General features: G+C 73.8%; 20 protein-coding genes and 1 pseudogene. 6 read left to right on the top strand and 15 right to left on the bottom strand.

Translation table 11 applies throughout. The features are described from left to right. Window positions 1–7 precede the first annotated feature (7 nt). Window positions 8–808, bottom strand: a complete 801-nt coding sequence (locus tag AQJ30_RS35465) for a carbon-nitrogen family hydrolase (protein WP_067242091.1) — start codon at window positions 806–808, stop codon at window positions 8–10. Window positions 809–1,022: 214 nt separating this feature from the next. Here AQJ30_RS35465 and AQJ30_RS35460 point away from each other — a divergent pair, with 214 nt between their 5' ends. Together AQJ30_RS35460 and AQJ30_RS35455 are read left to right on the top strand one after the other, a co-directional pair. After that, on the top strand, window positions 1,023–1,847 hold the full coding sequence (locus AQJ30_RS35460) for a maleylpyruvate isomerase family mycothiol-dependent enzyme (protein ID WP_067242088.1): 825 nt from the start codon (window positions 1,023–1,025) through the stop codon (window positions 1,845–1,847). Between the two features lie 95 nt (window positions 1,848–1,942). Beyond that, window positions 1,943–2,737: an SAM-dependent methyltransferase gene (locus AQJ30_RS35455; RefSeq protein WP_067242086.1), complete on the top strand. Its 795-nt coding sequence runs from the start codon at window positions 1,943–1,945 to the stop codon at window positions 2,735–2,737. A gap of 55 nt (window positions 2,738–2,792) precedes the next feature. Here the strand turns inward: AQJ30_RS35455 and AQJ30_RS35450 are convergent, their stop codons facing one another. Together AQJ30_RS35450 and AQJ30_RS35445 are read right to left on the bottom strand one after the other, a co-directional pair. Beyond that, the gene (locus AQJ30_RS35450; protein WP_067242083.1) at window positions 2,793–4,097 is read right to left on the bottom strand and encodes an MFS transporter; all 1,305 of its coding nucleotides are present in this window, start codon (window positions 4,095–4,097) and stop codon (window positions 2,793–2,795) included. Then, on the bottom strand, window positions 4,094–4,792 hold the full coding sequence (locus AQJ30_RS35445) for a GntR family transcriptional regulator (protein ID WP_067242081.1): 699 nt from the start codon (window positions 4,790–4,792) through the stop codon (window positions 4,094–4,096). Before AQJ30_RS35445 ends, AQJ30_RS35450 begins: the two co-directional genes overlap by 4 nt. A gap of 288 nt (window positions 4,793–5,080) precedes the next feature. Between AQJ30_RS35445 and AQJ30_RS35440 the strand changes: the two genes are divergently transcribed. After that, a complete protein-coding gene (locus AQJ30_RS35440) occupies window positions 5,081–5,917 on the top strand; it encodes a D-alanyl-D-alanine carboxypeptidase family protein (RefSeq protein WP_079084531.1) in 837 nt (278 codons plus the stop codon). 120 nt (window positions 5,918–6,037) lie between these two features. Here the strand turns inward: AQJ30_RS35440 and AQJ30_RS35435 are convergent, their stop codons facing one another. The 4 genes from AQJ30_RS35435 to AQJ30_RS35420 all read right to left on the bottom strand — a co-directional run bounded on the left by AQJ30_RS35435 (window position 6,038) and on the right by AQJ30_RS35420 (window position 11,779). Continuing rightward, window positions 6,038–7,477 carry a dihydrolipoamide acetyltransferase family protein gene (locus AQJ30_RS35435; RefSeq protein ID WP_067242076.1) on the bottom strand — a complete coding sequence of 480 codons (1,440 nt, stop codon included), beginning with the start codon at window positions 7,475–7,477 and terminating at the stop codon, window positions 6,038–6,040. Between the two features lie 10 nt (window positions 7,478–7,487). Next, window positions 7,488–8,480: an alpha-ketoacid dehydrogenase subunit beta gene (locus AQJ30_RS35430; RefSeq protein ID WP_067242073.1), complete on the bottom strand. Its 993-nt coding sequence runs from the start codon at window positions 8,478–8,480 to the stop codon at window positions 7,488–7,490. A 1-nt stretch (window position 8,481) separates the two neighbouring features. Then, a complete protein-coding gene (gene pdhA / locus AQJ30_RS35425) occupies window positions 8,482–9,699 on the bottom strand; it encodes a pyruvate dehydrogenase (acetyl-transferring) E1 component subunit alpha (protein WP_067242071.1) in 1,218 nt (405 codons plus the stop codon). A gap of 454 nt (window positions 9,700–10,153) precedes the next feature. Then, window positions 10,154–11,779 carry a protein kinase domain-containing protein gene (locus AQJ30_RS35420; protein WP_067242069.1) on the bottom strand — a complete coding sequence of 542 codons (1,626 nt, stop codon included), beginning with the start codon at window positions 11,777–11,779 and terminating at the stop codon, window positions 10,154–10,156. Between the two features lie 373 nt (window positions 11,780–12,152). Here AQJ30_RS35420 and AQJ30_RS35415 point away from each other — a divergent pair, with 373 nt between their 5' ends. Beyond that, window positions 12,153–13,790: a Stk1 family PASTA domain-containing Ser/Thr kinase gene (locus AQJ30_RS35415; RefSeq protein WP_067242066.1), complete on the top strand. Its 1,638-nt coding sequence runs from the start codon at window positions 12,153–12,155 to the stop codon at window positions 13,788–13,790. Between the two features lie 77 nt (window positions 13,791–13,867). On the opposite strand, the gene AQJ30_RS35410 is transcribed toward AQJ30_RS35415, so the two are convergent. After that, a complete protein-coding gene (locus tag AQJ30_RS35410) occupies window positions 13,868–14,413 on the bottom strand; it encodes a bacterial proteasome activator family protein (protein WP_067242064.1) in 546 nt (181 codons plus the stop codon). 143 nt (window positions 14,414–14,556) lie between these two features. On the opposite strand from AQJ30_RS35410, the gene AQJ30_RS35405 reads away from it, so the two are divergent. Beyond that, entirely contained in the window at window positions 14,557–15,330 is a 774-nt protein-coding gene (locus AQJ30_RS35405) for a hypothetical protein (RefSeq protein WP_159052426.1), read from the top strand. Window positions 15,331–15,381: 51 nt separating this feature from the next. Here AQJ30_RS35405 and AQJ30_RS35400 read toward each other — a convergent pair whose 3' ends face one another. Then, window positions 15,382–16,368 (bottom strand): NAD(P)H-quinone oxidoreductase, encoded by a 987-nt coding sequence (locus AQJ30_RS35400; RefSeq protein ID WP_067242060.1) that lies wholly within the window; start codon window positions 16,366–16,368, stop codon window positions 15,382–15,384. Between the two features lie 114 nt (window positions 16,369–16,482). Continuing rightward, window positions 16,483–17,136, bottom strand: a pseudogene (locus AQJ30_RS35395) (potassium channel family protein); the annotation flags it as partial. Window positions 17,137–17,263: 127 nt separating this feature from the next. On the opposite strand from AQJ30_RS35395, the gene AQJ30_RS35390 reads away from it, so the two are divergent. Continuing rightward, window positions 17,264–18,379, top strand: a complete 1,116-nt coding sequence (locus tag AQJ30_RS35390) for a potassium channel family protein (protein ID WP_169808515.1) — start codon at window positions 17,264–17,266, stop codon at window positions 18,377–18,379. Between the two features lie 7 nt (window positions 18,380–18,386). Here the strand turns inward: AQJ30_RS35390 and AQJ30_RS35385 are convergent, their stop codons facing one another. Genes AQJ30_RS35385 through pdhA (AQJ30_RS35365) form a run of 5 tightly spaced genes read right to left on the bottom strand, consistent with a single transcriptional unit; the run spans window position 18,387 to window position 24,383 of the window. Next, window positions 18,387–19,763 carry a molybdopterin molybdotransferase MoeA gene (locus AQJ30_RS35385; RefSeq protein ID WP_067242058.1) on the bottom strand — a complete coding sequence of 459 codons (1,377 nt, stop codon included), beginning with the start codon at window positions 19,761–19,763 and terminating at the stop codon, window positions 18,387–18,389. Beyond that, window positions 19,760–20,731: an NTP transferase domain-containing protein gene (locus AQJ30_RS35380; protein WP_067242056.1), complete on the bottom strand. Its 972-nt coding sequence runs from the start codon at window positions 20,729–20,731 to the stop codon at window positions 19,760–19,762. Before AQJ30_RS35380 ends, AQJ30_RS35385 begins: the two co-directional genes overlap by 4 nt. A 51-nt stretch (window positions 20,732–20,782) precedes the next feature. Beyond that, on the bottom strand, window positions 20,783–22,246 hold the full coding sequence (locus tag AQJ30_RS35375; RefSeq protein ID WP_067242053.1) for a dihydrolipoamide acetyltransferase family protein: 1,464 nt from the start codon (window positions 22,244–22,246) through the stop codon (window positions 20,783–20,785). Then, a complete protein-coding gene (locus tag AQJ30_RS35370; RefSeq protein ID WP_067242052.1) occupies window positions 22,246–23,250 on the bottom strand; it encodes an alpha-ketoacid dehydrogenase subunit beta in 1,005 nt (334 codons plus the stop codon). The genes AQJ30_RS35375 and AQJ30_RS35370 overlap by 1 nt, the downstream gene beginning before the upstream one ends. Next, window positions 23,250–24,383, bottom strand: coding sequence for a pyruvate dehydrogenase (acetyl-transferring) E1 component subunit alpha (gene pdhA / locus AQJ30_RS35365; RefSeq protein ID WP_067242049.1), 1,134 nt, complete (start codon window positions 24,381–24,383; stop codon window positions 23,250–23,252). The genes AQJ30_RS35370 and pdhA (AQJ30_RS35365) overlap by 1 nt, the downstream gene beginning before the upstream one ends. Window positions 24,384–24,504 lie beyond the last annotated feature (121 nt).

Below are 24,504 nucleotides of genomic sequence, written 5' to 3'. Positions count from 1 at the left end.
CCGGTCCTCAGGCGCCCGTCGGCGGCTCCAGGCCCAGGACCCTGTCCTTCAGGGCGGGGAACTGGTCCCTGGTGGCCGCGACCCGCGCCGGGTCGAACTCCACGGTGAGGACCTGCTCGCCGGACCCCGCCTCCGCCAGGACCTCGCCCCACGGGTCCACCACGACCGAGTGACCCGCCTGGGCAACTCCGGCGTGCGTCCCGGCCGTTCCGCACGCGAGCACGAACGCCTGGTTCTCCACCGCCCGCGCCCGGGCCAGCAGCGTCCAGTGCGCCCGGCGGCGCTCCGGCCAGCCCGCCGCCACGATCAGGGTCTCGGCGCCGTGCGCGACGAGACCGCGGAAGAGTTCGGGGAAGCGGAGGTCGTAACAGGTCGCCACGCCGAGCGTGGTGCCGGGCAGACGGACCGTCACCAGCTCGCGCCCGGCGCCCATCAGCACCGCCTCGCCCTGGTCGAAGCCGAAGCGGTGGATCTTGCGGTAGGCGGCGGCCAGGTCGCCGGAGGGGGAGAAGACCAGCGAGGTGTTGTACAGCGGGCCCTCGGGGTCGCGCTCCGGGATCGAGCCCGCGTGCAGCCACACGCCCGCGTCGCTCGCCGCCTTGGCCATCAGCTCGTACGTCGGCCCCTCCAGCGGCTCGGCCTCCGCGGCGAACGCCTCGTAGGCGAACGCCCCGGTCGTCCACAGCTCCGGCAGCACGACCAGGTCGGCCGCGCCCGCCTGTTGACGGACCAGCGAGGCCGCCCGCCGCCGCCGGGCCTCGGCCGATTCGCCCTCGTCCACGGCGATCTGGATCAAAGAGGCGCGCACACTACCACCGTCCTGGCATTCGAGTCGTCCACACGGGCCTACGATCGTCACACGAAAGCACTGCCGGGGTGCCTCACAGCAGCGTAACTTGGGGGCACTCCGGCTGGGGCGCAGCCGACAGCCGGGGGAGGCTCAAGACACCCGCCGAGCAGCCACTTCCCGCTGGCAACGCCGTCAACCTGCCCGTGTACCGACCGCCGAGGGGTCCCGTTCCGTGAGTCTGCATCCCACCCTCCAGCCCTACGCCGACGCCTGGACCCACTCCATCGAAGCGATATCCGAGCTGGTGCAGCACCTGGCGGAGGCCGACTGGAACCGGCGCACCCCCTGCCCCGGCTGGTCGGTGCGCGACATCGTGTCGCACGTGATCGGGCTCGACAGCGAGATGTACGGCGACCCCCGCCCCATCCACTCCCTGCCGCGGGACCTCTTCCACGTCACCAACGAGCACCAGCGCTACATGGAGATGCAGGTCGACGTCCGCCGGCACCACACCGCGCCGGAGATGACCTCCGAGCTGGAGCTCATGGTCATCCGCCGCAACCGCCAGCTGCGCAACGAGTCGCGCGACCCCGGGACCAAGGTGCGCGGCCCGCTCGGCGCCGAGCTCACCCTCGAGGAGTCGATGCGCTCCCACGCGTTCAACGTCTGGGTGCACGAGCAGGACCTGCGCGCCTCCCTCGGCCGGCCCGGCAACCTCGACTCCCCCGGCGCGTACGTCGCCCGTGACGTGCTCCTCGACGAACTCCCCCGGGTGGTCGCCGAGCGCGCCGACGCGCCCCGCAGCTCCGCGATCGTCTTCGACGTGCACGGCCCGGTCGAGTTCCTGCGCACCGTCCGGGTCGACATCCAGGGCCGCGGCACGGTGGAGACGGTGCCGGCCCTCGGCCCCGCCGCCTCCTTCTCGCTCGACTGGGAGACCTTCGTGCGCCTGGCCTGCGGGCGGGTCGGCCCGGACGCGGTCGCCGACCGCGTGAAGGCCGAGGGGGACCCGGCCCTGACGACGGCGATCCTGCGCAACTTCGCGGTCACGCCGTAGGGAGCCGGCGGGGTGGCGGCCGGGTGCGGGCCGGGTCGCCGCCCGGCGTTTAACCGGTGTCGCCGGGCGGCGGGCGGAAACTAGCGTGCTCTGCCATGACCGACGCATCCGCACCAGACGCAGACGCCCCGCCCCGGCTCGGCCGGCTCGTCTTCCACGGGCCCCTGTCCGAGCGGCGGGCCGGTGACCTCGTGCGGCGGCTCGCCGCGGGTGCGCCCCGGACCGTGCTCGACCTGGGCTGCGGCTGGGGCGAGTTGCTGCTGCGGGTGCTGGAGGCCGTCCCGGGGGCGCGGGGCGTCGGCGTGGACCTGAACGCCGAGGACCTGCGGCGCGGGCGGCGGGCGGCCGGGGAGCGCGGGCTCGCGGACCGGGTGGCGTTCGTCGAGGAGTCCGCCGTGGGGACCCGTCGCGGGCCCGCCGACCTGGTGCTGTGCGTCGGGTCCAGTCAGGCGCTCAGCACGCAGCAGCCGCCCGCGCACCTGGGCGAGGCGCTGGGCGAGCTGCGGCGGCTGGTCGCCGACGGCGGGCGGGTTCTGCTCGGCGAGGGGTTCTGGGAGCGGCCGCCGACCGCGCGGGAGCTGGCCGGGATGTGGCCGGGTGCCTCGGCCGACGACCACCCCGACCTGTCCCGGCTGCTCGACCTGGCCGTGGAGGCCGGCTTCCGCCCCGAGTGGGTGGAGACGGCGGACCGTGACGAGTGGGACGCGTTCGAGTCGGGCTACCAGGCGGACGCGGAGGTCTGGCTGGCCACCCACCCGGGACACCCGCTGGCCGCCGCGACGCGCGAGCGCCTGGACCGCCACCGGCACCAGTGGATGCACTACCGGGGCGTCCTGGGGCTCGCGTACCTCACGCTCGTGCCGGTGACGCGCGCCCCCGCCGCGCCCTGACGGGGCTGTGCCGGGGCGGACGGCGCGGACTGCTCGGACTGCGTGCACGGGAGGCTCACGCCGGGACGTGCACCGTCTCCACCCGGCTCGCCACCAGCCGCTCCCGCTCGCGGCGGGCCGCTCGGCGGCGCAGCCGCAGGATCTGGGTGACGCCGAGGGCCTGGAGGACGAAGACGGCGGAGAAGGCGACGGTGTAGTCGTCGCCGGTGGCGTCCAGCAGCACGCCGATCGCGAACAGCGTCGTCATGGAGGCGACGAAACCGCCCATGTTGGTGATGCCGGACGCGGTGCCCTGACGCTCGGGCGGGTTGGCCGGGCGGGCGAAGTCGAAGCCGATCATCGACGCCGGGCCGCAGGCGCCCAGCACCGCGCACAGGACCACCAGCAGCCACATCGGGGCGTGGTCGGCCGGGTAGAGCAGCGTGGCCGCCCACAGCACCGCGGTCGCCGCGACCGTGCCCAGCGCGAGCGGGAGCCGCGCCTCGTGGTGCCGGGCGATGACCTGGCCGTAGACCAGTCCGACGAGCATGTTGGACAGCACGACCAGCGTGAGCAGGCCGCCCGCGGTGGCCCGGGACAGCCCCTGCGCCTCGACCAGGAACGGCAGGCCCCACAGCAGCAGGAACACCATCGCCGGGAACTGGGTGGTGAAGTGCACCCACAGGCCCAGCCGGGTCCCCGGCTCCCGCCAGGAGGCGGCGATCTGCCGGCGCACGTAGGCCGCGCCCTGGTGCGCGAACGGCTCGGGGGCGTGGCCCTCGGGGTGGTCCTTGAGGAACAGCACCAGCAGGACGAACACGACCACGCCGGCGAGCGCGCTGCCCGCGAAGGCCGCCGTCCAGCCGACGCCGTGCAGCAGGCGGGCCAGGACGAGCGTGGAGACCAGGTTGCCCGCCATGCCGGCGAGTCCGGCCAGCTGGGCGATCAGCGGCCCGCGCCGGGCGGGGAACCAGCGGGTGCCCAGCCGCAGCACGCTGATGAACGTCATGGCGTCGCCGCAGCCCAGCAGCGCCCGCGAGGCGAGCGCGGTGCCGTACGACGGGGAGAACGCGAAGCCGAGCTGCCCGGCCGTGAACAGCACGACCCCGATGCCCAGCACCCGCTTGGTGCCGAGCCGGTCCACCAGGAGGCCGACGGGTATCTGCATGCCCGCGTAGACCAGCAGCTGGAGGATGGAGAACGTCGACAGGGCCGAGGCGTTCACGTGGAAGCGGTCGGCGGCGTCGAGCCCGGCCACCCCGAGCGACGTGCGGAAGATGACGGCGACGAAGTAGACCGAGACGCCGATCACCCACACGGTGACCGCGCGCCGGCCGCCCGGCGGGTCACCCGGGAGGGTGGAGTTGCGCGGGGTGCTCACCGGACCTCACCCCGGGCCAGGTGCGAGAACCAGCCCACGTGCCGGTGCACGACCGCGACCGCCGCCCCGGCGTCCCCGGCGCGCAGCGCCTCCAGGATCTCCTGGTGCTCGGCGAGCGTCTTGGCGACGCGGTCGGGGTGGGAGTGCATGATCGCCACGCCCATCCGCAGCTGTCGGTCGCGCAGCTGGTCGTAGAGGCGGGAGAGGATCTCGTTGCCCCCGCTGCGGACGATCTCGGCGTGGAAGCAGCGGTCGGTGACGGCGGCCCCCGCCAGGTCGCCGGCGGCGGCCTGCTCGCGCTGGCGGGCCAGCAGCTCCTCCAGGCGCTCCACGAGTCCGGCCGGGGCGGGGACGGCCTTGCGCGCCGCGTGCTCCTCGACGAGCAGCCGGGTCTCCACGACGTCCGCGATCTCCTGGGCGGAGACCGGCAGGACCAGGGCGCCCTTCTTCGGGTAGAGCCGGATCAGGCCCTCGACCTCCAGGCGCAGCAGGGCCTCGCGGACGGGGGTGCGGGAGACGCCCACGGCCTCGGCGAGCTCGCCCTCGGTGAGCAGCGTGCCGCCCTCGTACCGGCGGTCCAGGACGCCCTGCTTGACGTGGCTGTAGACGCGGTCGGCGGCGGGGGGCTGCTTGCCCCGGGGGGCGCTCGGGCGCGGGGCCGGGGTGCGGGTGGGCACGGGTGGGGCGGAAGGCATGCGAACAGGATAGATACAACACGTACCCATGCGGTACGGCCGTCCACCATGCGGACCCGGGGCGCCCCGCGGTGTCCCCCGGACCGGTGACGTCGGAAAGTCCCCGCAGCGGGCGCACAACCTTCTGTGCTACTTACGTGTCTCGTACGTGCGGCCCCACCATCTTTCCCCTTTCAACTCGGCCGCACATCAGGGGCATTCGACGTAATCGGGGTATTTCAGTTGATAACCGCAACCCAGGGCATCCGAGTCCGCCGAGCCGCAGCCGTCGCCGTGACGACCGGCGCGATGTTCGCGACCGTTGCCCTCACCGCGGCGCCTGCGCAGGCCGTCACCACGCCCACCATCGCCGCCAAGACCGGCTTCGTGATGAACAACGCGAACGGTGGGCAGCTGTACGCGAAGGGCGCCAACACCCGGCTCTCCACCGGCTCCACCACCAAGATCATGACGGCCAAGGTCGTGCTCTCGCAGGCGAACCTGAACCTGGACGCCAAGGTCACCATCCAGAAGGCCTACAGCGACTACATCGTGGCCAACAACGCCTCGTCGGCCCGCCTCATCGTGGGTGACAAGGTGACCGTGCGTCAGCTGCTGTACGGGCTGATGCTGCCGTCCGGCTGCGACGCCGCCTACGCCCTCGCCGACAAGTTCGGCAGCGGCACCACGCGGGCCGCGCGGGTGAAGAACTTCATCGGCAAGATGAACACCACCGCCCGGTCGCTGGGCATGACCAACACCCACTTCGACTCCTTCGACGGCATCGGCAACGGGTCCAACTACTCCACCGCCAAGGACCTGACCAAGCTGGCCAGCAACGCGCTGAAGAGCGCCAACTTCCGCGCGATCGTCAAGACCAAGGCGTACACGGCCAAGACGATCACCCGGACCGGTTCGACCCGCACCATGGGCACCTGGACCAACACCAACACGCTGCTGAGCAGCTACAGCGGCACCATCGGCGTGAAGACGGGCTCCGGTCCCGAGGCGAAGTACTGCCTGGTCTTCGCCGCGACCCGCGGCGGCAAGACCGTCGTCGGCACGGTCCTCGCCTCCACGTCGACCACCCAGCGCGCCACCGACGCCACGCGCCTGCTCAACTACGGCTTCGCCCGGCTGGGCTGACGTCGCACGCACCGGGAGCCGGCCGACGCCGCTGGCTCCCCGCACCGAGCACTCGGGCCCGCCGTGATCCACACGGCGGGCCCGAACGGTTTTCTCAGCGCGCGGTGTGCGCGCGGGCGGTCAGGCCCAGGTGATCAGCCGCTTGGGCTGCTCCAGGACCGCCGCCACGTCCGCCAGCACCTTGGAGCCCAGCTCGCCGTCGACCAGGCGGTGGTCGAAGCTCAGCGCCAGCGTGGTGACCTGACGGGGCTTCACCTTGCCCTTGTGGACCCACGGCTGGAGCTTGATCGCGCCGACCGCGAGGATCGCGGACTCGCCGGGGTTGAGGATCGGCGTGCCGGTGTCGACGCCGAAGACGCCGACGTTGGTGATGGTGAGCGTGCCGCCCTGCATCGCCGCCGGCGAGGTCTTCCCCTCGCGCGCCGTCGCCACCAGCTCGCCCAGCGCCTCGGCGAGCTGCGGCAGCGTCTTGTCGTGCGCGTCCTTGATGTTCGGCACGATCAGCCCGCGCGGGGTGGCCGCCGCGATGCCCAGGTTCACGTAGTGCTTGAGGACGATCTCCTGCGCGGCCTCGTCCCAGGAGGCGTTGATCTCCGGGTTGCGCTTGACGGCGACCAGCAGGGCCTTGGCGATCAGCAGGAGCGGGTTCACCCGCAGGCCCTGCAGGTCCTTGTCCTGCTTGAGCTCGTCGACCAGCTTCATGGTGCGCGTGACGTCGACCGTCACGAACTCCGTGACGTGCGGCGCCGTGAACGCCGAGCCGACCATCGCCTGCGCGGTGGCCTTGCGCACGCCCTTGACCGGGACACGGGTCTCGCGCGCCCCGTCGTACGAGACCGCGGCCGGGGCCACGGCGGCGGGGCGGGCGGCCGGGGCGGGCGCGGCCGGCTCCACGGGCGCGGGGGCCTGCTGCGGGGCCGCCGCCGCGTGGACGTCCTCGCGGGTGATGATGCCCTCGGGGCCGGTCGGGGTGACCGCCGCCAGGTCGACGCCCAGGTCCTTGGCCAGCTTGCGCACCGGCGGCTTGGCCAGCGGGCGGGGCCGGTCGACGGCCGCGGGGGCGCCCCCGTGGCCGTTCAGCTCGGACTGCAGCGCCTGGGCCGCCGGGGCGGCCGGGGCCGCCGCGGCGGGCGTCTCCGGGCCCTTGCGGGGGCGGCGCTTGGTGGAGGTGGTGGCCACGCCGTACCCGACGAGGACCGGCTGGCGGCCGGACCCGACGGACGGGGCCTCCTCCTGCGGGGCGGGAGCGGCCGCGGCGGGAGCCTCCGCCGCGGGGGCCGCCCCGGCCGGCGCGGCGCCGCCGGAGACGTCCACCGTGATGATCGGCGTGCCCACGTCCACCGTGGTGCCCTCGGGGAAGCGCAGCTCGCGCACCACGCCGTCGTAGGGGATGGGCAGCTCGACGGCCGCCTTGGCGGTCTCGACCTCGCACACCACCTGGCCGTCGGTGACGGTGTCACCGGGCTGGACGTACCACTTGAGGATCTCGGCCTCGGTGAGTCCCTCGCCCACGTCGGGCATCTTGAACTCGCGCACGGACGCTTCGGTCATCGTCGTCACGACCCTCTCCTCAGTACGCCAGGGCACGGTCGACGGCGTCGAGCACCCGGTCCAGCCCCGGCAGGTACTCCTCCTCCAGGCGCGCCGGCGGGTACGGGGCGTGGTAGCCGCCGACCCGGAGCACCGGGGCCTCCAGGTGGTAGAAGCAGCGCTCGGTGATGCGCGCGGCGATCTCCGCGCCCGAGCCGAAGAACACCGGCGCCTCGTGCACCACGACCAGCCGGCGGGTCTTCTCGACCGACGCCTGGACGGTGTCGAAGTCCAGCGGGGAGATGGAGCGCAGGTCGAGGACCTCCAGGCTCCTGCCCTCCTCGGCGGCCGCGTCGGCGACCTCCTGGCAGAGCTTGACCATCGGGCCGTAGGCGGCGAGCGTGAGGTCGGTGCCCTCGCGCACCACCCGCGCCTTGTGCAGCGGGCCGGGGATGGCCTCGGCGGAGACCTCGCCCTTGTCCCAGTAGCGCCGCTTGGGCTCGAAGTAGATCACCGGGTCGTCGCTCTGGATGGCCTGCTGCATCATCCAGTAGGCGTCCGACGCGTTCGACGGGCTGACCACCTTCAGGCCCGACACGTGCGCGAAGAGCGACTCGGGGGACTCCGAGTGGTGCTCGACCGCGCCGATGCCGCCGCCGTAGGGGATGCGCACGACGACCGGGAGCTTGACCTTGCCCAGCGAGCGCGCGTGCATCTTCGCGAGCTGCGTGACGATCTGGTCGTAGGCCGGGAAGACGAAGCCGTCGAACTGGATCTCCACCACCGGCCGGTAGCCGCGCAGCGCCAGGCCGATCGCGGTGCCGACGATGCCCGACTCGGCGAGCGGGGTGTCGATGACCCGGTCCTCGCCGAAGTCCTTCTGCAGGCCGTCGGTCACCCGGAAGACACCGCCGAGCTTGCCGACGTCCTCACCCATGATGAGGACCTTGGGGTCCTCCTCCAGGGCACGGCGCAGCGACTCGTTGATCGCCTTGGCCAGGGGAAGGTTCTTCGCTGTCACGTCCGCTGCCATGTCAGACCCCCTCGACGTCCGCGAACGACGCCTGGTAGGCGGCGAACTGGGCGCGCTCCTCGTCGACGAGCGCGTGCCCGTCCGCGTACACGTTCTCGAAGATGGCGAAGTGGTCCGGGTCCTGCATGGCGCGGACCGCTTCGCGCACGCGCTTGCCCAACGCCTCGGACTCGGTCTCGAGTTCCGCGAAGAATCCCTCGTCCGTGTGGTGTACGGACTCCAGGTACCGGCGCAGGCGCAGGATCGGGTCCTTGGCCTCCCAGGCCGCGCGCTCGTCGTCGTGCCGGTAGCGCGTCGGGTCGTCGGAGGTGGTGTGGGCGCCCATGCGGTACGTCCACGCCTCGATCAGGGCGGGACCCTCGCCGCGCCGGGCCCGCTCCAGCGCCCAGCGGGTGACCGCGAGCGAGGCCAGCACGTCGTTGCCGTCGACCCGGACGCCGGGGAAGCCGAAGCCCTGGGCGCGCTGGTAGAGCGGCACGCGGGTCTGCTTCTCGTTGGACTCGGAGATCGCCCACTGGTTGTTCTGGCAGAAGAACACCACCGGGGCGTTGTAGACCGCCGCGAAGTTGAACGCCTCGCTGACGTCGCCCTGGCTGGAGGCGCCGTCGCCGAAGTAGGCGATCACCGCGCTGTCCGCGCCGTCCTTGGTGATGCCCATGGCGTAGCCCGTGGCGTGCAGCGCCTGGGAGCCGATGACGATCGTGTACAGGTGGAAGTTGTTCTCGTTGGGGTCCCAGCCGCCGTTGTTCACGCCGCGGAACATGCCCAGCAGGTTGGTCGGGTCGACGCCGCGGCACCAGGCCACGCCGTGCTCGCGGTAGGTGGGGAAGACGTAGTCGTCCTCGCGGGTGGCGCGGCCGGAGCCGATCTGGGCGGCCTCCTGGCCCAGCAGGGACGCCCACAGGCCCAGCTCGCCCTGGCGCTGCAGGGCGGTGGCCTCGGCGTCGAAACGGCGGGTGAGCACCATGTCGCGGTACAGGCCGCGCAGCTCCTCCGGGGTGATGCCGTCGACGTAGCGGTCGTACTCGGCGTTCTTCACCCGCTCGCCCTCGGGCGTGAGCAGCTGGACGAGCTCGGGCTCGGCGGCCGCCGTGCGGGCGGTCGTGCGAGTGGTGGTGCGCTTGGTGCCGGTGGTGCCGGCCGCCTTGGTGCCGGTGGTGCCGGCCTTGCCTCCGGCGCTGCGTCGCGGCTGTCGCGCGGCAGTGCTCTCCACGGTCACGTGTGCTCCTCCGTCGGTCCGGCCCCCGGGGTTGCCGGGAACCAGTGCGGCTCACCTGTTTTCCGACATCCGGGCACGGGGTGGGTGCCACTCGGCCGGGAACAGGCGTGACAGGTGCCCCGGCGAGCGCCCTGCAACAGTCACGTTACCCAGTGCTCCACATTTCTGTGAAACCCCTCCTGACCTGCGTTTTTGCTTGGATTTCCAAGTAAATCCGCAGAGCCGGGAAGGACGCTGGTCACAGCCTTGCAGGAGGCCGGAGCAACGGCACGTTATCCCGCTCACCCAGGTCACGGGAAGAGTCCTCTGTGAGGTGGATCCCGTGGACGAAACCGGAAAAGTCGGTTTTTCCACCGGTGCACGGGGCCCGGCGGGGGGCGCGGCGGGGGCCGAAACGCGACACGCGCGTGGCGGGCCGGACGGCCCCACGCGCGCGTGCGGGAGGAGAGCGGGGTCAGCCGGCGGTGGTGCCGCCGGGGTTGGTACCGCCGTTCGCGGCGCCGTCGGTCGTCCCGCCGGTCGTGGTGGTGCCACCGTCGGTGGTGCCGCCGTCGGTGGTCCCCCCGTCGGTCGTCCCGCCGCCGGTCGTGCCCGGGTCGCTCGGCTGGTCGTCGCTCGGCTCGCTCGACGGCTCGGAGGAGGGGTCGCTGCTCGGCTCGCTCGACGGCGAGTACGACGGCTTGTCGGAGGGCTTGTACGACGGTGAGTAGTGCGAGCCGGAGTTCGAACCGGAGTCCTCCTCCGAGGAGCTCCCGGAGGACTGGTCGCTCTCCTCGTCGGACGGCGACGGGCTGGACGACTCCCGGGTGGCGCTCGGCGAGGGCGACGGCGACTTCGTCGTACCGCCCTTGGTGCCGTTGCCGCCGGCGTTGTTCAGCGCGAGGGCCACGCCCGCGACGACGGCGATCACCGCGAGGACGACCAGCACCCACAGCTTGCCGCGCCCGCTGCCCTTGTTGCCGTGACCCTCGAAGCCGCCCTCGTCGCCGTTGCCGTACCCGCCGACCAGGAGCGGCTGGGGGATCTGCGAGGTGCCGTCGACGGCGCCCGGGTTGGCCATGACGGAGGTCGCCGCGAACCCGGCCCCGGCCGCCGCGGCCGGAGCGGCGTCGACCGGACCGGTGTTCCAGGTGCCGGTGTGGCCGCCCTGGTCGTACAGCATCTGCAGCGCGTACTGCACCATGCCGCGCATCTCCTCGGCCGTCTGGAACCGGTCGTCGGGTTCCTTGGCCAGGGAGCGCATGACGAGGCCGTCCAGCTCCGGCGGGCAGGTGCCCTCCGCGACCGACGACGGCGGCGTCGGGATGTCCTGCACGTGCTGGTAGACCACCGACAGCGGGGTCTCGCCCACGAACGGTGGGCGCAGCGAGAGGAGTTCGTACAGCAGGCAGCCGGTGGCGTACAGGTCGGAGCGGTGGTCGACGGCCTTGCCGAGGGCCTGCTCGGGCGACAGGTACTGCGGGGTGCCCATCACCATGCCGGTCTGCGTCATGGTGGTCGACGCGCCGTGCAGGGCGCGCGCGATGCCGAAGTCCATGACCTTCACGGCGCCGTTGTGGGTGATGATCACGTTGGCCGGCTTGATGTCGCGGTGCACGATGCCGTGCTGGTGCGAGTAGGCCAGCGCCTCCAGCACGCCGGAGACGATGATCAGGGCCTGTTCGGGGCCCGGCGCCTCGGCGTTGAGGAGCAGGTCGCGGATCGTGCGCCCCTCGACCAGCTCCATGACGATGTACGGCACGCTCTGGCCGCCCACCACGTCCTCGCCGGAGTCGTACACGGCGACGATGGCGTGGTGGTTGAGCCCGGCCACCGACTGGGCCTCACGCGTGAAGCGGGCCTTGGACACCGGGTCCTCGGCGAGGTCGGCGCGCAGCAGCTTGACCGCGACGGTGCGGCCCAGCCGTACGTCCTCGGCCGCGAACACCTCGGCCATGCCGCCCCGGCCGAGCCTGCTGGTCAGCCGGTACCGGCCGTCGCCGACGAGCCCGCCGTTGCCCCAGTGCTCCGGCGCGTCCGACATGCCGCCGCCAGTCGCCTCGGGGTCGGACGGGCCCTGAGAGCGCTGCTGCTGTGCCATCAGTCCTCGCCGTCGTTTCTGCCCGCGGTGCGCGCGGTGTTGTCACGGTCTCCGTCGGCCACGCTACAGCCTCCGCGCAAGCCGCCGGACCGGGTCGTCCGGGGTTACCGGACCGAGACGGACCGGACATGAAACCTCCAGCGGCTCTCCACGTGCAAATCCTGTGGGGCCGATGCGGGTCCGCTGTAACGCTTGCGCGACGCTTCTTTCGCGTACGGTCACGGAACGGGCACCGAGCTTGACGTGTCGGTGCCCTCGGGCAGACTTGGCCGGTAATGACACTTTCGATCATTGCCCGCGCCGTCCGCACCACCGACGGCCGGGGCGGTGACAGTCGGGCCGGCGCCGGAAGGCCGATGGGGGACGCGAAGAGATGAGCCAGGACGGCGCACACGGCCGGTACGCGGGGCGGGCGCTCGCCGGCGGCCGTTACCAGCTGCGCGACTTGCTCGGCGAGGGCGGCATGGCCTCGGTGCACCTGGCGTACGACGCCGTGCTGGACCGACAGGTCGCCATCAAGACGCTGCACACCGAGCTCGGCCGTGAACAGGCCTTCCGCGAGCGGTTCCGGCGCGAGGCGCAGGCCGTGGCGAAGCTCACCCACACCAACATCGTCTCCGTCTTCGACACCGGCGAGGACGACGTCGACGGCATGACGACGCCGTACATCGTCATGGAGTACGTCGAGGGCCGCCCGCTCGGCTCGGTCCTGGACGAGGACCTGCGGCAGTTCGGCGCGATGCCCGCCGACAAGGCCCTGAAGGTCACCGCCGACGTGCTGGCGGCGCTGGAGATCAGCCACGAGATGGGGCTGGTGCACCGCGACATCAAGCCGGGCAACGTGATGATGACCAAGCGCGGCGTCGTCAAGGTGATGGACTTCGGCATCGCGCGCGCGATGCAGTCGGGCGTCACCTCGATGACCCAGACCGGCATGGTCGTCGGCACCCCGCAGTACCTCTCGCCCGAGCAGGCGCTCGGCCGGGGCGTGGACGCCCGCTCCGACCTGTACTCGGTCGGCATCATGCTGTTCCAACTGGTGACCGGGCGGCTGCCGTTCGACGCCGATTCACCGCTCGCGATCGCGTACGCGCACGTGCAGGAGGAGCCGGTCGCGCCCTCCTCGATCAACCGCGCGCTGCCCCCGGCGGTGGACGCGCTGGTCGCCCGCGCGCTGAAGAAGAACCCCAACGAACGCTTCCCCACCGCCGTCGCCATGCGCGACGAGTGCCTGCGGGTCGCCGCCTCCTTCCAGGCCGCCCCGCCGAGCATCGTCCCGGGCGCGCCGACGCAGAGCGGCTCCGGCGTCGGCTCCGCGGTGTTCCCGCCGGTCGGCCAGGGCACCCCGCCGGCGGGCGCCGTGCAGACGCCGTACCAGCCGCACACCCCGGCGCCGAACCCGTACGGCACCCCGCAGCCCTCGACGCCCGCGCCGTCGTACGGCTACCCGCAGCAGGGCGGCTACCAGGCGCCCGCGTCCTACGGCGCCCAGCAGCCCACCTACAACCTCACCCCGCAGCAGCACCCCGCCCCGGCGTCCTCCGGGGGCGGCGGCAAGGGCAACCGGCCGGTCATCATCGGCTCGGTGCTCGTCGCGGTGGTGGCGGTCGGCGCGCTGATCGCCGCGCTGATGGCGAACGCGGGCGGGGACGACGACAAGGGCGGCGGCAGCGGTGGCAGCGCCTCGGCGTCCGCGACGGCCTCGCACGCGTCGGGCTACCGCGGGCCGGACACGTCCAAGACGATCGACGCGAGCGAGTGCTCGGAGCCGGAGGAGTCGTACAACGACCCCAGCAAGATCCGGGTGCCGAGCTTCAAGTTCAAGTACGTCAAGTCGGTCAAGGAGTGCTTCCAGGCCGCCGGCTGGACGTGGAAGGTCACGCCCGTCGACGAGAACACCTACGGCGACGGCACGGTGATGGACCAGTTCCCGTCCGCGGGGACGGACGTCGACCCCAAGAGCATGCCGCAGATCGAGCTGAAGGTGTCCACGGGCAACCCGGCGTCCTGAGCCGCCGGTCACGAAGCGGGGCCCGGCGAGATCGCCGGGCCCCTCGTGTGTGTCGGTTGTCCGGCGGACCGGCGGGACTACAGGTACGGGCCGCCCGAACGGCCGCCCGCGCGGGGGTCGTCCGCGCCCTCCGGCACGGCTCCCGGCGGCAGCGCCCGGCGCATCTGCTCCAACTGGGCCCGCGCGGCCATCTGCTGGGCGAACAGCGTGGTTTGGATGCCGTGGAACAGGCCCTCCAGCCAGCCCACCAACTGGGCCTGCGCGATCCGCAGTTCCGCGTCCGAGGGCGTCGCCTCCTCGTTGAACGGCAGGGAGAGCCGTTCCAGCTCCTCCACGAGTTCCGGGGCGAGGCCGTCCTCCAGCTCCTTCACGGAGCTGGCGTGGATCTCCTTGAGCCGGGCGCGGCTCGCCTCGTCGAGGGGAGCGGCGCGCACCTCCTCCAGGAGCTGCTTGATCATGCTGCCGATCCGCATCACCTTGGCCGGCTGCTCGACCTGCTCCGTCACCGGGGTCTCGCGGGAGTCGTCGTCCGCGTCCATGCCCCCGAGCGCCATGCCGTCCTGGCCCACGACCAGGATCCTCTGGGCGTTCTCCGGCGACCCTTCGTTCCTCGGCATCTCCATGCCGCCCATTGTCCCCCACGCCCCCACCCGATCACGGTGCCGCCCCCCATGGCTGAAGATTCGCTCTCCTCAACCGGGCCCGGAAGGAACGGACGGGTGCACCGGAAATGCCGTGTTCGTCCTCCCATGTGACGCTTGTCCCCGTGACGGCATGGTGGCGTGCGGGGTGTGTGACGGGGGCGGTGCTGCTCGCGTGCGGGACGGTCGGCGCGTTCGACACGCCGCACGAAGCACACGAGGGCGGTACGGCGGTGTCGGCCGCGTCGGCGACTCCCTCGGCCGGGCCGGGCCCGGGCACGGGTACGGCCGCCGGTACGGCGGTCGAGCACGGCTCCGGGGGCGGCGACGACCCGGGGTCCGGCTCGCACCCGGGCGGCGGGCACCAGGGGGCGGGCGGCCGTCATGACCAGGACCCGCCGGACGGCCAGGCGCACGGCGACCACCCCGGGTCGGGACCCGGCTCGGGACACGCGTCCCCGCAGGGGTCCCTCTCGGCCTCCGCGACGGGGGCGGACGGCGGGCGCCGTTCCGGGTCCGCGTCCGCGTCGCCCCGGGACCCCGAGCGGGCCGGGAGCCGGGCCGGGGAGGGACGCCTGCGGCCGGGGCGCACCGAGGACGTGCACGCCTCCGGCGACCCGGCCGGGGACACCGACGCCGGGGCGGCCGACGAGCCGGACCAGGTGGCCGACCTGGGCGAGGACCAGGACGCGGGCGAGGACCTGGCGGGCGACGGCACCGGCCAGGTCTCCGACCCGTCGCCCGCGGTGACGCCCTCCAGCGCCTCCGGCTCCGCGGCCGAGCAGCCCGCCGAGCGGGTGCTGCGCATCGTCCCGCTCGGCAGCGGGCTGATCCTCATCGGCCTGGGCCTGGGCATCGCGTTCCTGGCCCTGCGCCTGCGCCGCACGTGGGAGCCGTGAGCCCGGGAAGCCGTGGGCCCTGGGAGCCGTGAGCCCCGCGCGCCGCGGTCGTCAGGCCGGTGACGTCACCAGCAGCACCTTGCCGACGTGGCCGCTCTCCTCCACGATCCGGTGCGCCTCGGCGGCGTCCGGCATCGGCACCTCGCGGTCCACGACCGGGCGGACGTGACCGCCGTCCACCAGGGGCCAGACGTGCTCGCGAACGGCCGCCACGATCGCCGCCTTCTCCTCCAGCGGGCGGGCCCGCAGCGAGGTCGCGCTGACGGCGGCGCGCTTGCTGAGCAGGGCCCCGATGTTCAGCTCGGCCTTGGCCCCGCCCTGCATGCCGATGATCGCCAGCCGACCGTTGACGGCGAGCGCCCGCACGTTGCGGTCCAGGTACTTGGCGCCCATGTTGTCGAGGATGACGTCCGCACCCGCGCCGTCGGTGGCCTTCTTGACCTCCTCGACGAAGTCCTGATCGCGGTAGTTGATCAGGATGTCCGCGCCCAGCTCGGCGCACCGCTCGAGCTTGGCCCGCGTCCCCGCGGTGACCGCGACCTTCGCGCCGACGGCCTTGGCGAGCTGGATCGCCATGGTGCCGATGCCGCTGGAACCGCCGTGCACGAGCAGCGTCTCGCCCGGGCGCAGGTGGGCGACCATGAACACGTTGGACCAGACCGTGCAGACCACCTCCGGCAGGGCCGCGGCCCGGGTGAGGTCCACGCCCTTGGGCACGGGCAGCAGCTGGCCCGCCGGCACGGCGACCTTCTCGGCGTAGCCGCCGCCCGCGAGCAGCGCGCACACCTCGTCGCCCACGCTCCAGCCGGACACTGCGGGCCCGATGGCGGCCACCCGGCCGGCGCACTCCAGGCCGGGGTAGGGGGACGCGCCGGGCGGGGGGTCGTAGAAGCCCTGCCGCTGGAGGATGTCGGCGCGGTTGACGGCGCTGGCCACCACCTCGACCAGGACCTCGCCCTCGCCGGGCACGGGATCGGGGACCTCGGCCCACACCAGCGCCTGCGGCCCACCAGGTTCGGGAATCGTGATCGCATGCATGCAAAGGACGCTACCCCCGGTCCCCTGCGCCACGACGGCGGGTCGGGGGCGGGTCCGCGCACTCGTCGCCGCACCGGCCGTACGCCCGCGGCCGGTGCCCGCCCGGTCCCCGGCTCAGCCGTGCTGCGGCTCCACCCGCACGATGGTCACCACCCGGTCCATCGGCTCCAGCACGCCGATGCCCGGGTCGTCGTACGCCAGCACCCGGTGGCCCCGGACGACGCTCACCACCAGGTCGTCCGTGTCGCGCGGGGCGCGGCCCGTCTCCGCCTTGGTCACCGGGCGCTCGACGATGTCCAGGCCGGTGCCCTGGTGCAGCAGGTCCTCCAGCACCCGCCCGGCCGCCGGGCTCAGCACCGACAGGCCCAGCAGCCGTCCGGCCGCCCCCGCGCTGGTGATGACGTCGTCGGCGCCGGACTGGCGCAGCAGGGGCGCGTTCTCCTCCTCCCGCACCGCGGCGACGATCTTCGCCCCGCGGTTGAGCTGGCGGGCGGTGAGCGTCACGAGGACCGCGGTGTCGTCGCGCTGGGTGGCGATGATGATGCGCCCGGCCCGCTGCACCTCCGCCCGGCGCAGCACGTCGCTGCGGGTGGCGTCGCCGACGACGCCCTCGTACCCCTCGGCCGCGGCGGCCTCGACCACCTTGGCGCTGGGGTCGACCACCACGACCTGCTCCTTGCGCAGCCCGTTGGCGCAGGCGGCCCGGATGGCGGACCGTCCCTTGGTGCCGAATCCGACGACGACGGTGTGGTCGCGCAAGGAAATCCTCCGGAACGATCGGCGAAACCCGGGTACGGGCTCGTGTGGCGGGCTGACGTCGGCGACGCGGCCCGCGACCATGGTGCCCATCGATCGGTTCGCACCACAGGGGGCACGCGATGACAGGGGGAGCACGATGAAGGACCACGGGAGCGGGCCCGGCGATCCGGGGAGGCTCTCCCTGCTGAAGTCCCTCTGGTACCGCTCACGCAGCGACGCCCGGGACGACGCCGAGGCGAGCCGCTCGCTCACCATGCCGGTGCACACCGCCCGGCCGCCCCTCCAGCAGGTGCTCCAGCGCCTCGCCCTGGCCCTGGTCGTGCTGGCGGTCACCACCCTGATCGTCTACCTCGACAGCGGCGGCTACCACGACAACGCCGACGACGGCGTGGACCTCCTCGACTCGGCCTACTACGCCACCGTCACCCTCTCCACGACCGGCTACGGCGACATCACCCCGGTCAGCGACTCGGCGCGGCTGGTCAACATCCTGGTGATCACACCGCTGCGCGTGCTGTTCCTGATCATCCTGGTCGGCACCACCCTGGAGGTGCTGACCGAGCGCACCCGCCAGCAGGTCCGCATCCACCGCTGGCGCTCCCGCATCCGCAACCACGTGATCGTGGTCGGCTACGGCACCAAGGGCCGGCACGCGGTGGAGACCCTGGTGGGGCAGGGCGTCTCCAAGGAACGCATCGTCGTGGTGGACGCCCAGCGCAAGGTGGCCGATATGGCCGGCGACAACGGCCTCGTCGCCGTCACCGGCGACGCCACCCGTTCCGAGACCCTGATGAGGGCCGAGGTGCGCACCGCGGCCCGGGTGATCGTCGCTCCCCAGCGCGACGACACCGCCGCCCTGGTCAGCCTGACCGCCCGCCAGCTCAACCGGCGGGCCACGATCGTCGTCGCCGCCCGCGAGGACGAAAACGTGCCCCTGCTCAAGCAGTCCGGCGCGGACACCGTCATCACCAGCTCCAGCTCCGCGGGCCGGCTGCTCGGGGTCGCCATGGTCAGCCCGGTCGTGGCCGGCACGCTGGAGGACCTGATGACCCTCGGCAGCGGCCTGGACCTCATCGAGCGTCCCGTCACGGCCGAGGAGGCCGGCCGGAGCCCCCGGGCCTGCGCCGACCTGGTGGTGGCGGTGATAAGGGGCAAGGACCTGCTGAACTACGCCGACCCCCGGCTGGACGTGCTCCGCGCCGGGGACCGGGTGATCACGGTCAGCCGCCCGGTGCAGACCGAGGCGGTCTGAGCGTGTTTCACGTGAAACACGCCCCGATTCCGGCCGCCGCCCAGGGCAGGTCGAGCAGTTCCGTCTCCTGACCGGCCCGCGCTCCGCCCGGGGGCACCACGGCCAGGGCGTCGGCGGCCGCGATGCCGCGCAGCATCGCCGGGCCGTTGTAGTGCAGCGGCACCGCGGCGTCGCCGCGCAGCACGACCGGGATCAGCCGGGTGTCGTACGGATGACCGTGCACCGCGTCCCGCAGGGCCAGCGTGTACGGCTCGGGGGCCGGGCGGGTGGCCAGGGCACCCAGCAGCGGTTCGGCGAGCGTGAGCAGGCCGGAGACGGCCGCCAGCGGGTTGCCGGGCAGGCCGACCAGGTGCCGGCCGTTCGCGAGGCGGGCCAGCAGCATGGGGTGCCCGGGGCGCACCTTCACCCCGTCGACGAGCAGCTCCGCCTCCAGCCGGCGCAGGACGGGGTGGACGTGGTCCACCGGTCCCCCGGCGGTGCCCCCGGTGGTGACGATCAGGTCGGCCGTCGAGGAGCCGACGGCCCGCTGCAGGGCCTTGGCGTCATCGCCCAGCCGGCGCACGGCCACGACTTCCGCGCCCAGCGCGCGCAGCCACGGCGGCAGCATCGGCCCGAGCGCGTCCCGGATCAGACCGTCGTGCGGGCGGCCCTCGGTGAGCAGTTCGTCGCCGAGCACCAGCACCTCGGCGCGCGGCCGGGGCACGGCGCTGAGCGTGTCGTACCCGGCGGCCGCCGCGAGCCCCAGGACGGCCGGGGTGATGACCGCCCCGTGGGGCAGCAACTGGTCGCCGTTGCGGCACTCCTGGCCGCGCGGACGGATGTCCTGGCCGGGGGACGGCTCCGGGGAGGCGTGCAGCCGCCCCTTCTCGTCGAGGCGCCCGTGCTCGCTGCGCAGGACGGCGGTGGTGTCCGCCGGGATCCTGGCACCGGTGGCGATGCGGACGGCCTCGCCGTCGGCGAGGGTGTCGGGCCCCGTCTGCCCGGCCAGCACGCCCTCGTCCCGGACGTCCCACGGGCCGGGGCCGGCGACCGCCCAGCCGTCCATGGCCGAGGTGTCGAAGGAGGGCAGGTCGGTCAGGGCGGTCAGGGGAGCGGCGAGGACCAGGCCGAGCGCGGCGTCCAGGCTCACCGACACGGGGGTACGACGGGCTCCGGCGGCGCGGCCGGCCCGGGCGGCGACGGCCCGGGCCTCCGGCCAGGGCGTGGCCCGGTGCGGAGTGTCGTGCGCACGGCTCGGGCGGCCCCCGCGGCCCTCCGCCGGGGCGGCGGCCGGGACGCGGGCGGGCCCGCGGTCGAAGCCGTTGCCGTCGTTCACGAGGGCGAGCGCCTCCTCGACGTCGAGGTCGTCGGCGTCCCGGTCCTCCCGGGTGCCCCGGGCGGTCATCCGGCGTCCGGCCGGGTGTCCGGGGTGGCGTCGGGTGCCACGTCGGGCTGCCCGGCGGAGTCCTCGGCGGCCCAGCGCTGGGCGAGCGCGGCGGCCTTGCGGGCGGCGTGCGCCACGGCCTCCGGGTCGTCCCCGGCGCGCCCCGCGGCGTAGCCGACGAGGAAGGTGGTCAGGGGGGCGGCGGGACGGGCCACCCCGTGGGCGGCGTCCCGGGCGAGGTCGAGCAGGACGCCGGTGTCGACGTCCAGGTCGAGGCCCAGTTCGTCCTTGACTGCGGAAATCCATTCATCCAACACGTGGCCATGCTCCCTGATGCGTGCTCTGGCGGCGGCGAGGTCGTCCCAGGTGTCGCAGTCGAACGACGCGACGGGGTCGGGGACGCGGGTGAGGTCGAGTGCGGCGGTCAGCCGGCGCAGCGGCAGGCCGGTGAGGCCGCCGTGCGCGCCGCCGAGCGAGGCGAGGCCCCGGCGCAGCGCCGCCGCGGAGTAGGCGGCGACGAGGGGCTGCTCCCGGCCGTCGGCGTCGGTGAGCAGGGCGCCGTCCGTGCCGCCCGAGCGCAGGGCGGACAGCAGCCGCCGTACGGTGTCGCGTCCGAGGAAGGGCAGGTCGGCGGAGAGGACGACGACCCGGTCGGCGCCGGTGCGGCGCAGACCGGCGTCCAGCGCGGCGACCGGGCCCGCGCCGGGCGGGTCTTCGCGGGCCCACGTCACCGGGCGGACGGTCGGGCGCGGGTCGGCGACGACGACCGTGGTGCGGGCGTCGGCGCAGGCGGCGAGCACCCGGTCCAGCAGGGCCCGGCCACCGACGCGCAGCCCCGGCTTGTCGGCCCCGCCGAGCCGTCGCGCACCGCCACCCGCGAGGACGACGGCGTCGTAGGCGCCGGAGGCGTGGGAGCCAGGGGGGTGGGAGCCGAGGTCGCGGGCGGCGGGGTCGTGGGAGCCGGGGTCGTCGGGCTCGTGCGGGGTCACCCCCCGAGTATGCGGGCCGACGCGATCACGGGGAACGCGCCGGCCGCGCCGTCACAGCGTGCGCAACAGGACCGCCGGCCGCTCCACGCAGTCGGCGACGTAGCGCAGGAAACCGCCCGCCGTGCCGCCGTCGCACACCCGGTGGTCGAAGGTGAGCGAGAGCTGGACGACCTGGCGCACGGCCAGCTCGCCCTCGTGCACCCACGGCTTCGGCACGATGCGGCCGACGCCGAGCATGGCCGCCTCCGGGTGGTTGATGATCGGCGTGGAGCCGTCGACGCCGAACACGCCGTAGTTGTTCAGCGTGAAGGTGCCGCCGGTCAGGTCGGCCGGGGTGAGCGTCCCGGCCCGGCCCGCCTCGGTCAGCCGGGCGAACTCGGCGGTGAGCGCCTCGGCGTCCCTCGCGTGGGCGTCCCGCACCACCGGCACGACGAGGCCCCGGTCGGTCTGTGCCGCGAAGCCCAGGTGCACGTGGTCGAACTGGACGACCTCCCTGGCCTCCGTGTCCACCGAGGAGTTGAGCTCCGGGAAGCGGGCGAGGGCGGCCGTGCAGATGCGGGCCAGCAGCGCGAGGAGGGAGATCTTCGGGCCGCCCGCCGCGTTCATCGCGGCCCGGGCCCGCATCAGCTCGGTCGCGTCGGCGTCGACCCAGCAGGTCGCCTCCGGGATCTCCCGCCGGCTGCGCGAGAGCTTGTCGGCGACGGCACCCCGGACGCCCTTCAGGGGGATGCGGATGCCTCCGGCGGGCGCGGAGGAGACCGACCCGGGTGCCTGGGCGGGGGCGTGGGCGAGGGCCGGCTGCCGGGTCCTGTCGTCCTGCGGGGCGGCGGCCCGCAGCGCCTCCTCGACGTCGGCGCGCAGGATGAGTCCGTCGGGCCCGGACCCGGTCAACTCCCGCAGGTCAAGGCCGTTCTCGCGCGCGAGGCGCCGGACCAGGGGCGAGATGACGGGGACGGGCCCATCGCCCCGGAAGGTGCCGGTGCCGGTGCCGTTCCGGTGCGCGGTGGCGCGGGGGGCCTCCGTTCCGAGGGTGTCCCGGGCCTCCGTTCCGAGGGTGTCCCGAGCGCCGGCGGCCCGCGTCGGCACGGCGGCCGTCGGAGCGGGACCGGCCGGGGCGAGCGGCGCCGTGGGCCGCACGCGGCGCCGACGGGCCGGGGGCTCGCCGGTGCCGTACCCGACGAGGACGTTGCCGGAGCCCTCGGCCGCACCACGTGCCGGGGCGGCACCGGAGCGGTCGGCCGGGCCGTCCTGGGGGCCGTCGGAGGGCGCCGCGCCGACCGCCACGGTCAGCAGCGGTGCCCCGACGGGCAGTTCGGTGCCCTCCTCGCCGAAGCGGGCGGTGACCACACCGCCGTAGGGGCAGGGCACCTCGACCATCGCCTTGGCCGTCTCGACCTCGACGACCGGCTGGTCGATGGCGACGACGTCGCCCACCTGGACCAGCCAGCGCACGATCTCCGCCTCGGTGAGCCCCTCACCGAGGTCGGGCAGCTTGAACTCCAGCACCTGTGCCATCAGTGACCGGCCTCCCACTGCAGACGCGCCACGGCGTCCAGGATGCGGTCGACGCCGGGCAGGTGGTGGCGCTCCAGCATGGGCGGCGGGTACGGGACGTCGAAGCCGGCCACGCGCAGCACCGGTGCCTCCAGGTGGTGGAAGCAGCGCTCCGTGACGCGGGCCGCGATCTCCCCGCCCGGGCCGCCGAAGGAGCCCGACTCGTGCACGACGACCGCGCGGCCGGTCCGCCGGACCGAGGCGCAGACCGTCTCGTCGTCGAACGGCACCAGGGAACGCAGGTCGACGACCTCCAGGTCCCAGCCCTCCGCCCGGGCCGCCTCGGCGGCTTCGAGGCACACGGGCACCGACGGACCATAGGTGATCAGCGTGGCGCTGCGCCCGGAGCGCCGCACCACCGCACGGCCTATCGGCTCGACGGTCTGCGGGTCGTCCGGGTTCCAGGTGTCCTTCGACCAGTACAGCCGCTTGGGTTCGAGGAAGACGACCGGGTCGTCGGAGGCGATCGCCGCGCGCAGCAGCCCGTAGGCGTCGGGGACGGTGGCCGGCGTGACGACGTGCAGGCCCGGGGTCGCCATGTAGTACGCCTCGGAGGAGTCGCTGTGGTGCTCGACACCGCCGATGCCGCCGCCGTAGGGGATGCGGACCGTGATCGGCAGGGGCATCCGGCCGCGGGTGCGGTTGCGCATCCGGGCGACGTGGCTGACCAGCTGCTCGAACGCCGGGTAGGCGAACGCGTCGAACTGCATCTCCACGACCGGGCGCAGCCCGTACATGGCCATGCCGACGGCGGTGCCGAGGATGCCGGCCTCGGCGAGCGGGGTGTCCGTGCAGCGGTCCTCGCCGAACTCCTTGGCGAGGCCGTCGGTGACCCGGAAGACGCCGCCGAGGGTGCCGACGTCCTCGCCCATCACGTGCACCGTGGGGTCCTCGGCCATGGCGTCGCGCATCGCGCGCGTGAGGGCCTGCGCCATGGTGGCCGGCTTGAGGGCGACGGTGGCCATCAGTGGGAACCCTCCTGCTCGGCCTCGAGTTCGGCGGTCAGCAGCGCGCGCTGCTCGCGCAGCTGCGGGGTGGGCTCGGCGTAGACGTGGTCGAACAGGTCCATCGGGTCCAGCGACGGGTCCTGGTTCATCCGCTCGCGCAGGGCCGCGGCGAACGTCTCGGCGTCCTGGCGGGCGGCGTCGATGCCGTCCTCGTCGAGCAGTCCGCGCCCGGTCAGCTCGCGCTCCAACAGCAGGATCGGGTCGTGGTCGCGCCACGCCTCGACCTCGGCGTCGCCGCGGTAGCGGGTGGCGTCGTCGGCGTTGGTGTGCGCCTCGACGCGGTAGGTGATCGCCTCCACGAGCGTGGGGCCGCCGCCGGTCCGCGCGCGCCGCACGGCGTCGGTGAGGACCTCCAGGACGGCGACGGCGTCGTTGCCGTCGACCAGGCGGCCCGGCATGCCGTACCCGACGGCCTTGTGGGCCAGGGAGGGCGCGGCGGTCTGCTTGGCGAGCGGGACGGAGATGGCGAAGCCGTTGTTCTGCACGAGGAAGACCACCGGGGCCTGCCACACGGCGGCGAAGTTCAGCGCCTCGTGGAAGTCGCCCTCGCTGGTGCCGCCGTCGCCGACCATGGCGAGCGCGACCACGTCGTCGCCCTTGAGGCGGGCGGCGTGCGCGAGGCCGACGGCGTGCGGGAGCTGGGTGGCGAGCGGGGTGGACAGGGGCGCCACCCGGTGCTCGTGGGGGTCGTAGCCGGTGTGCCAGTCGCCGCGCAGCAGCGTCAGCGCCTCGACGGGGTCCACGCCCCGGGCGACGGCGGCGAGCGTGTCGCGGTAGCTGGGGAAGAGCCAGTCGCGCTCCTCCAGCGCGAGCGCGGCGGCGACCTCGCAGGCCTCCTGGCCGGTGCTGGAGGGGTAGACGGCGAGGCGGCCCTGCTTGGTGAGCGCGGTCGCCTGCGCGTTGTAGCGCCGGCCGCGGACCAGCTCGGCGTGGAGCCGGCGCAGCAGCCCGGGGTCCGCCTTCGCGGCGGCCTCCGTGCCCAGGACGCGGTAGGGCTCCGGGTCGGGCAGCAGCGGCGCGGCGTCCATACGGGGCTGCCAGGCGGGCGGCGGCGTGGGCCGGTAAGCGCCTCGCTGCTCCATGACCGTCATGACGGCACCTCCTCGTGGGAGCGGCTACGGGAGGCGGGTCGGCTGTGACCCGCCTCACCTACCGATTGTTCGGTCGTCGGCACATTTTGGCTACGGGTGGCCCCAGGCTGTGGACAAACGG

Origin of the sequence: Streptomyces longwoodensis (assembly GCF_001514125.1) — a bacterium.
Lineage (GTDB): Bacteria > Actinomycetota > Actinomycetes > Streptomycetales > Streptomycetaceae > Streptomyces > Streptomyces longwoodensis.
Note: the sequence above shows the minus strand (reverse complement) of the source record. Positions and strands in the feature narration are given on the sequence as shown.

Excerpts from the sequence above, each read along its gene's own strand:
- AQJ30_RS35420 (WP_067242069.1), bottom strand. The coding sequence starts at position 11,779 with ATGGCACAGCAGCAGCGCTCTCAGGGCCCGTCCGACCCCGAGGCGACT.
- AQJ30_RS35375 (WP_067242053.1), bottom strand. The coding sequence starts at position 22,246 with ATGGCACAGGTGCTGGAGTTCAAGCTGCCCGACCTCGGTGAGGGGCTC.
- pdhA (WP_067242049.1), bottom strand. The coding sequence starts at position 24,383 with ATGACGGTCATGGAGCAGCGAGGCGCTTACCGGCCCACGCCGCCGCCC.
- AQJ30_RS35370 (WP_067242052.1), bottom strand. The coding sequence starts at position 23,250 with ATGGCCACCGTCGCCCTCAAGCCGGCCACCATGGCGCAGGCCCTCACG.
- AQJ30_RS35445 (WP_067242081.1), bottom strand. The coding sequence starts at position 4,792 with ATGCCTTCCGCCCCACCCGTGCCCACCCGCACCCCGGCCCCGCGCCCG.
- AQJ30_RS35385 (WP_067242058.1), bottom strand. The coding sequence starts at position 19,763 with ATGACCGCCCGGGGCACCCGGGAGGACCGGGACGCCGACGACCTCGAC.
- AQJ30_RS35455 (WP_067242086.1), top strand. The coding sequence starts at position 1,943 with ATGACCGACGCATCCGCACCAGACGCAGACGCCCCGCCCCGGCTCGGC.
- AQJ30_RS35410 (WP_067242064.1), bottom strand. The coding sequence starts at position 14,413 with ATGGAGATGCCGAGGAACGAAGGGTCGCCGGAGAACGCCCAGAGGATC.
- AQJ30_RS35415 (WP_067242066.1), top strand. The coding sequence starts at position 12,153 with ATGAGCCAGGACGGCGCACACGGCCGGTACGCGGGGCGGGCGCTCGCC.
- AQJ30_RS35390 (WP_169808515.1), top strand. The coding sequence starts at position 17,264 with ATGAAGGACCACGGGAGCGGGCCCGGCGATCCGGGGAGGCTCTCCCTG.
- AQJ30_RS35430 (WP_067242073.1), bottom strand. The coding sequence starts at position 8,480 with ATGGCAGCGGACGTGACAGCGAAGAACCTTCCCCTGGCCAAGGCGATC.
- AQJ30_RS35400 (WP_067242060.1), bottom strand. The coding sequence starts at position 16,368 with ATGCATGCGATCACGATTCCCGAACCTGGTGGGCCGCAGGCGCTGGTG.
- AQJ30_RS35440 (WP_079084531.1), top strand. The coding sequence starts at position 5,081 with ATGTTCGCGACCGTTGCCCTCACCGCGGCGCCTGCGCAGGCCGTCACC.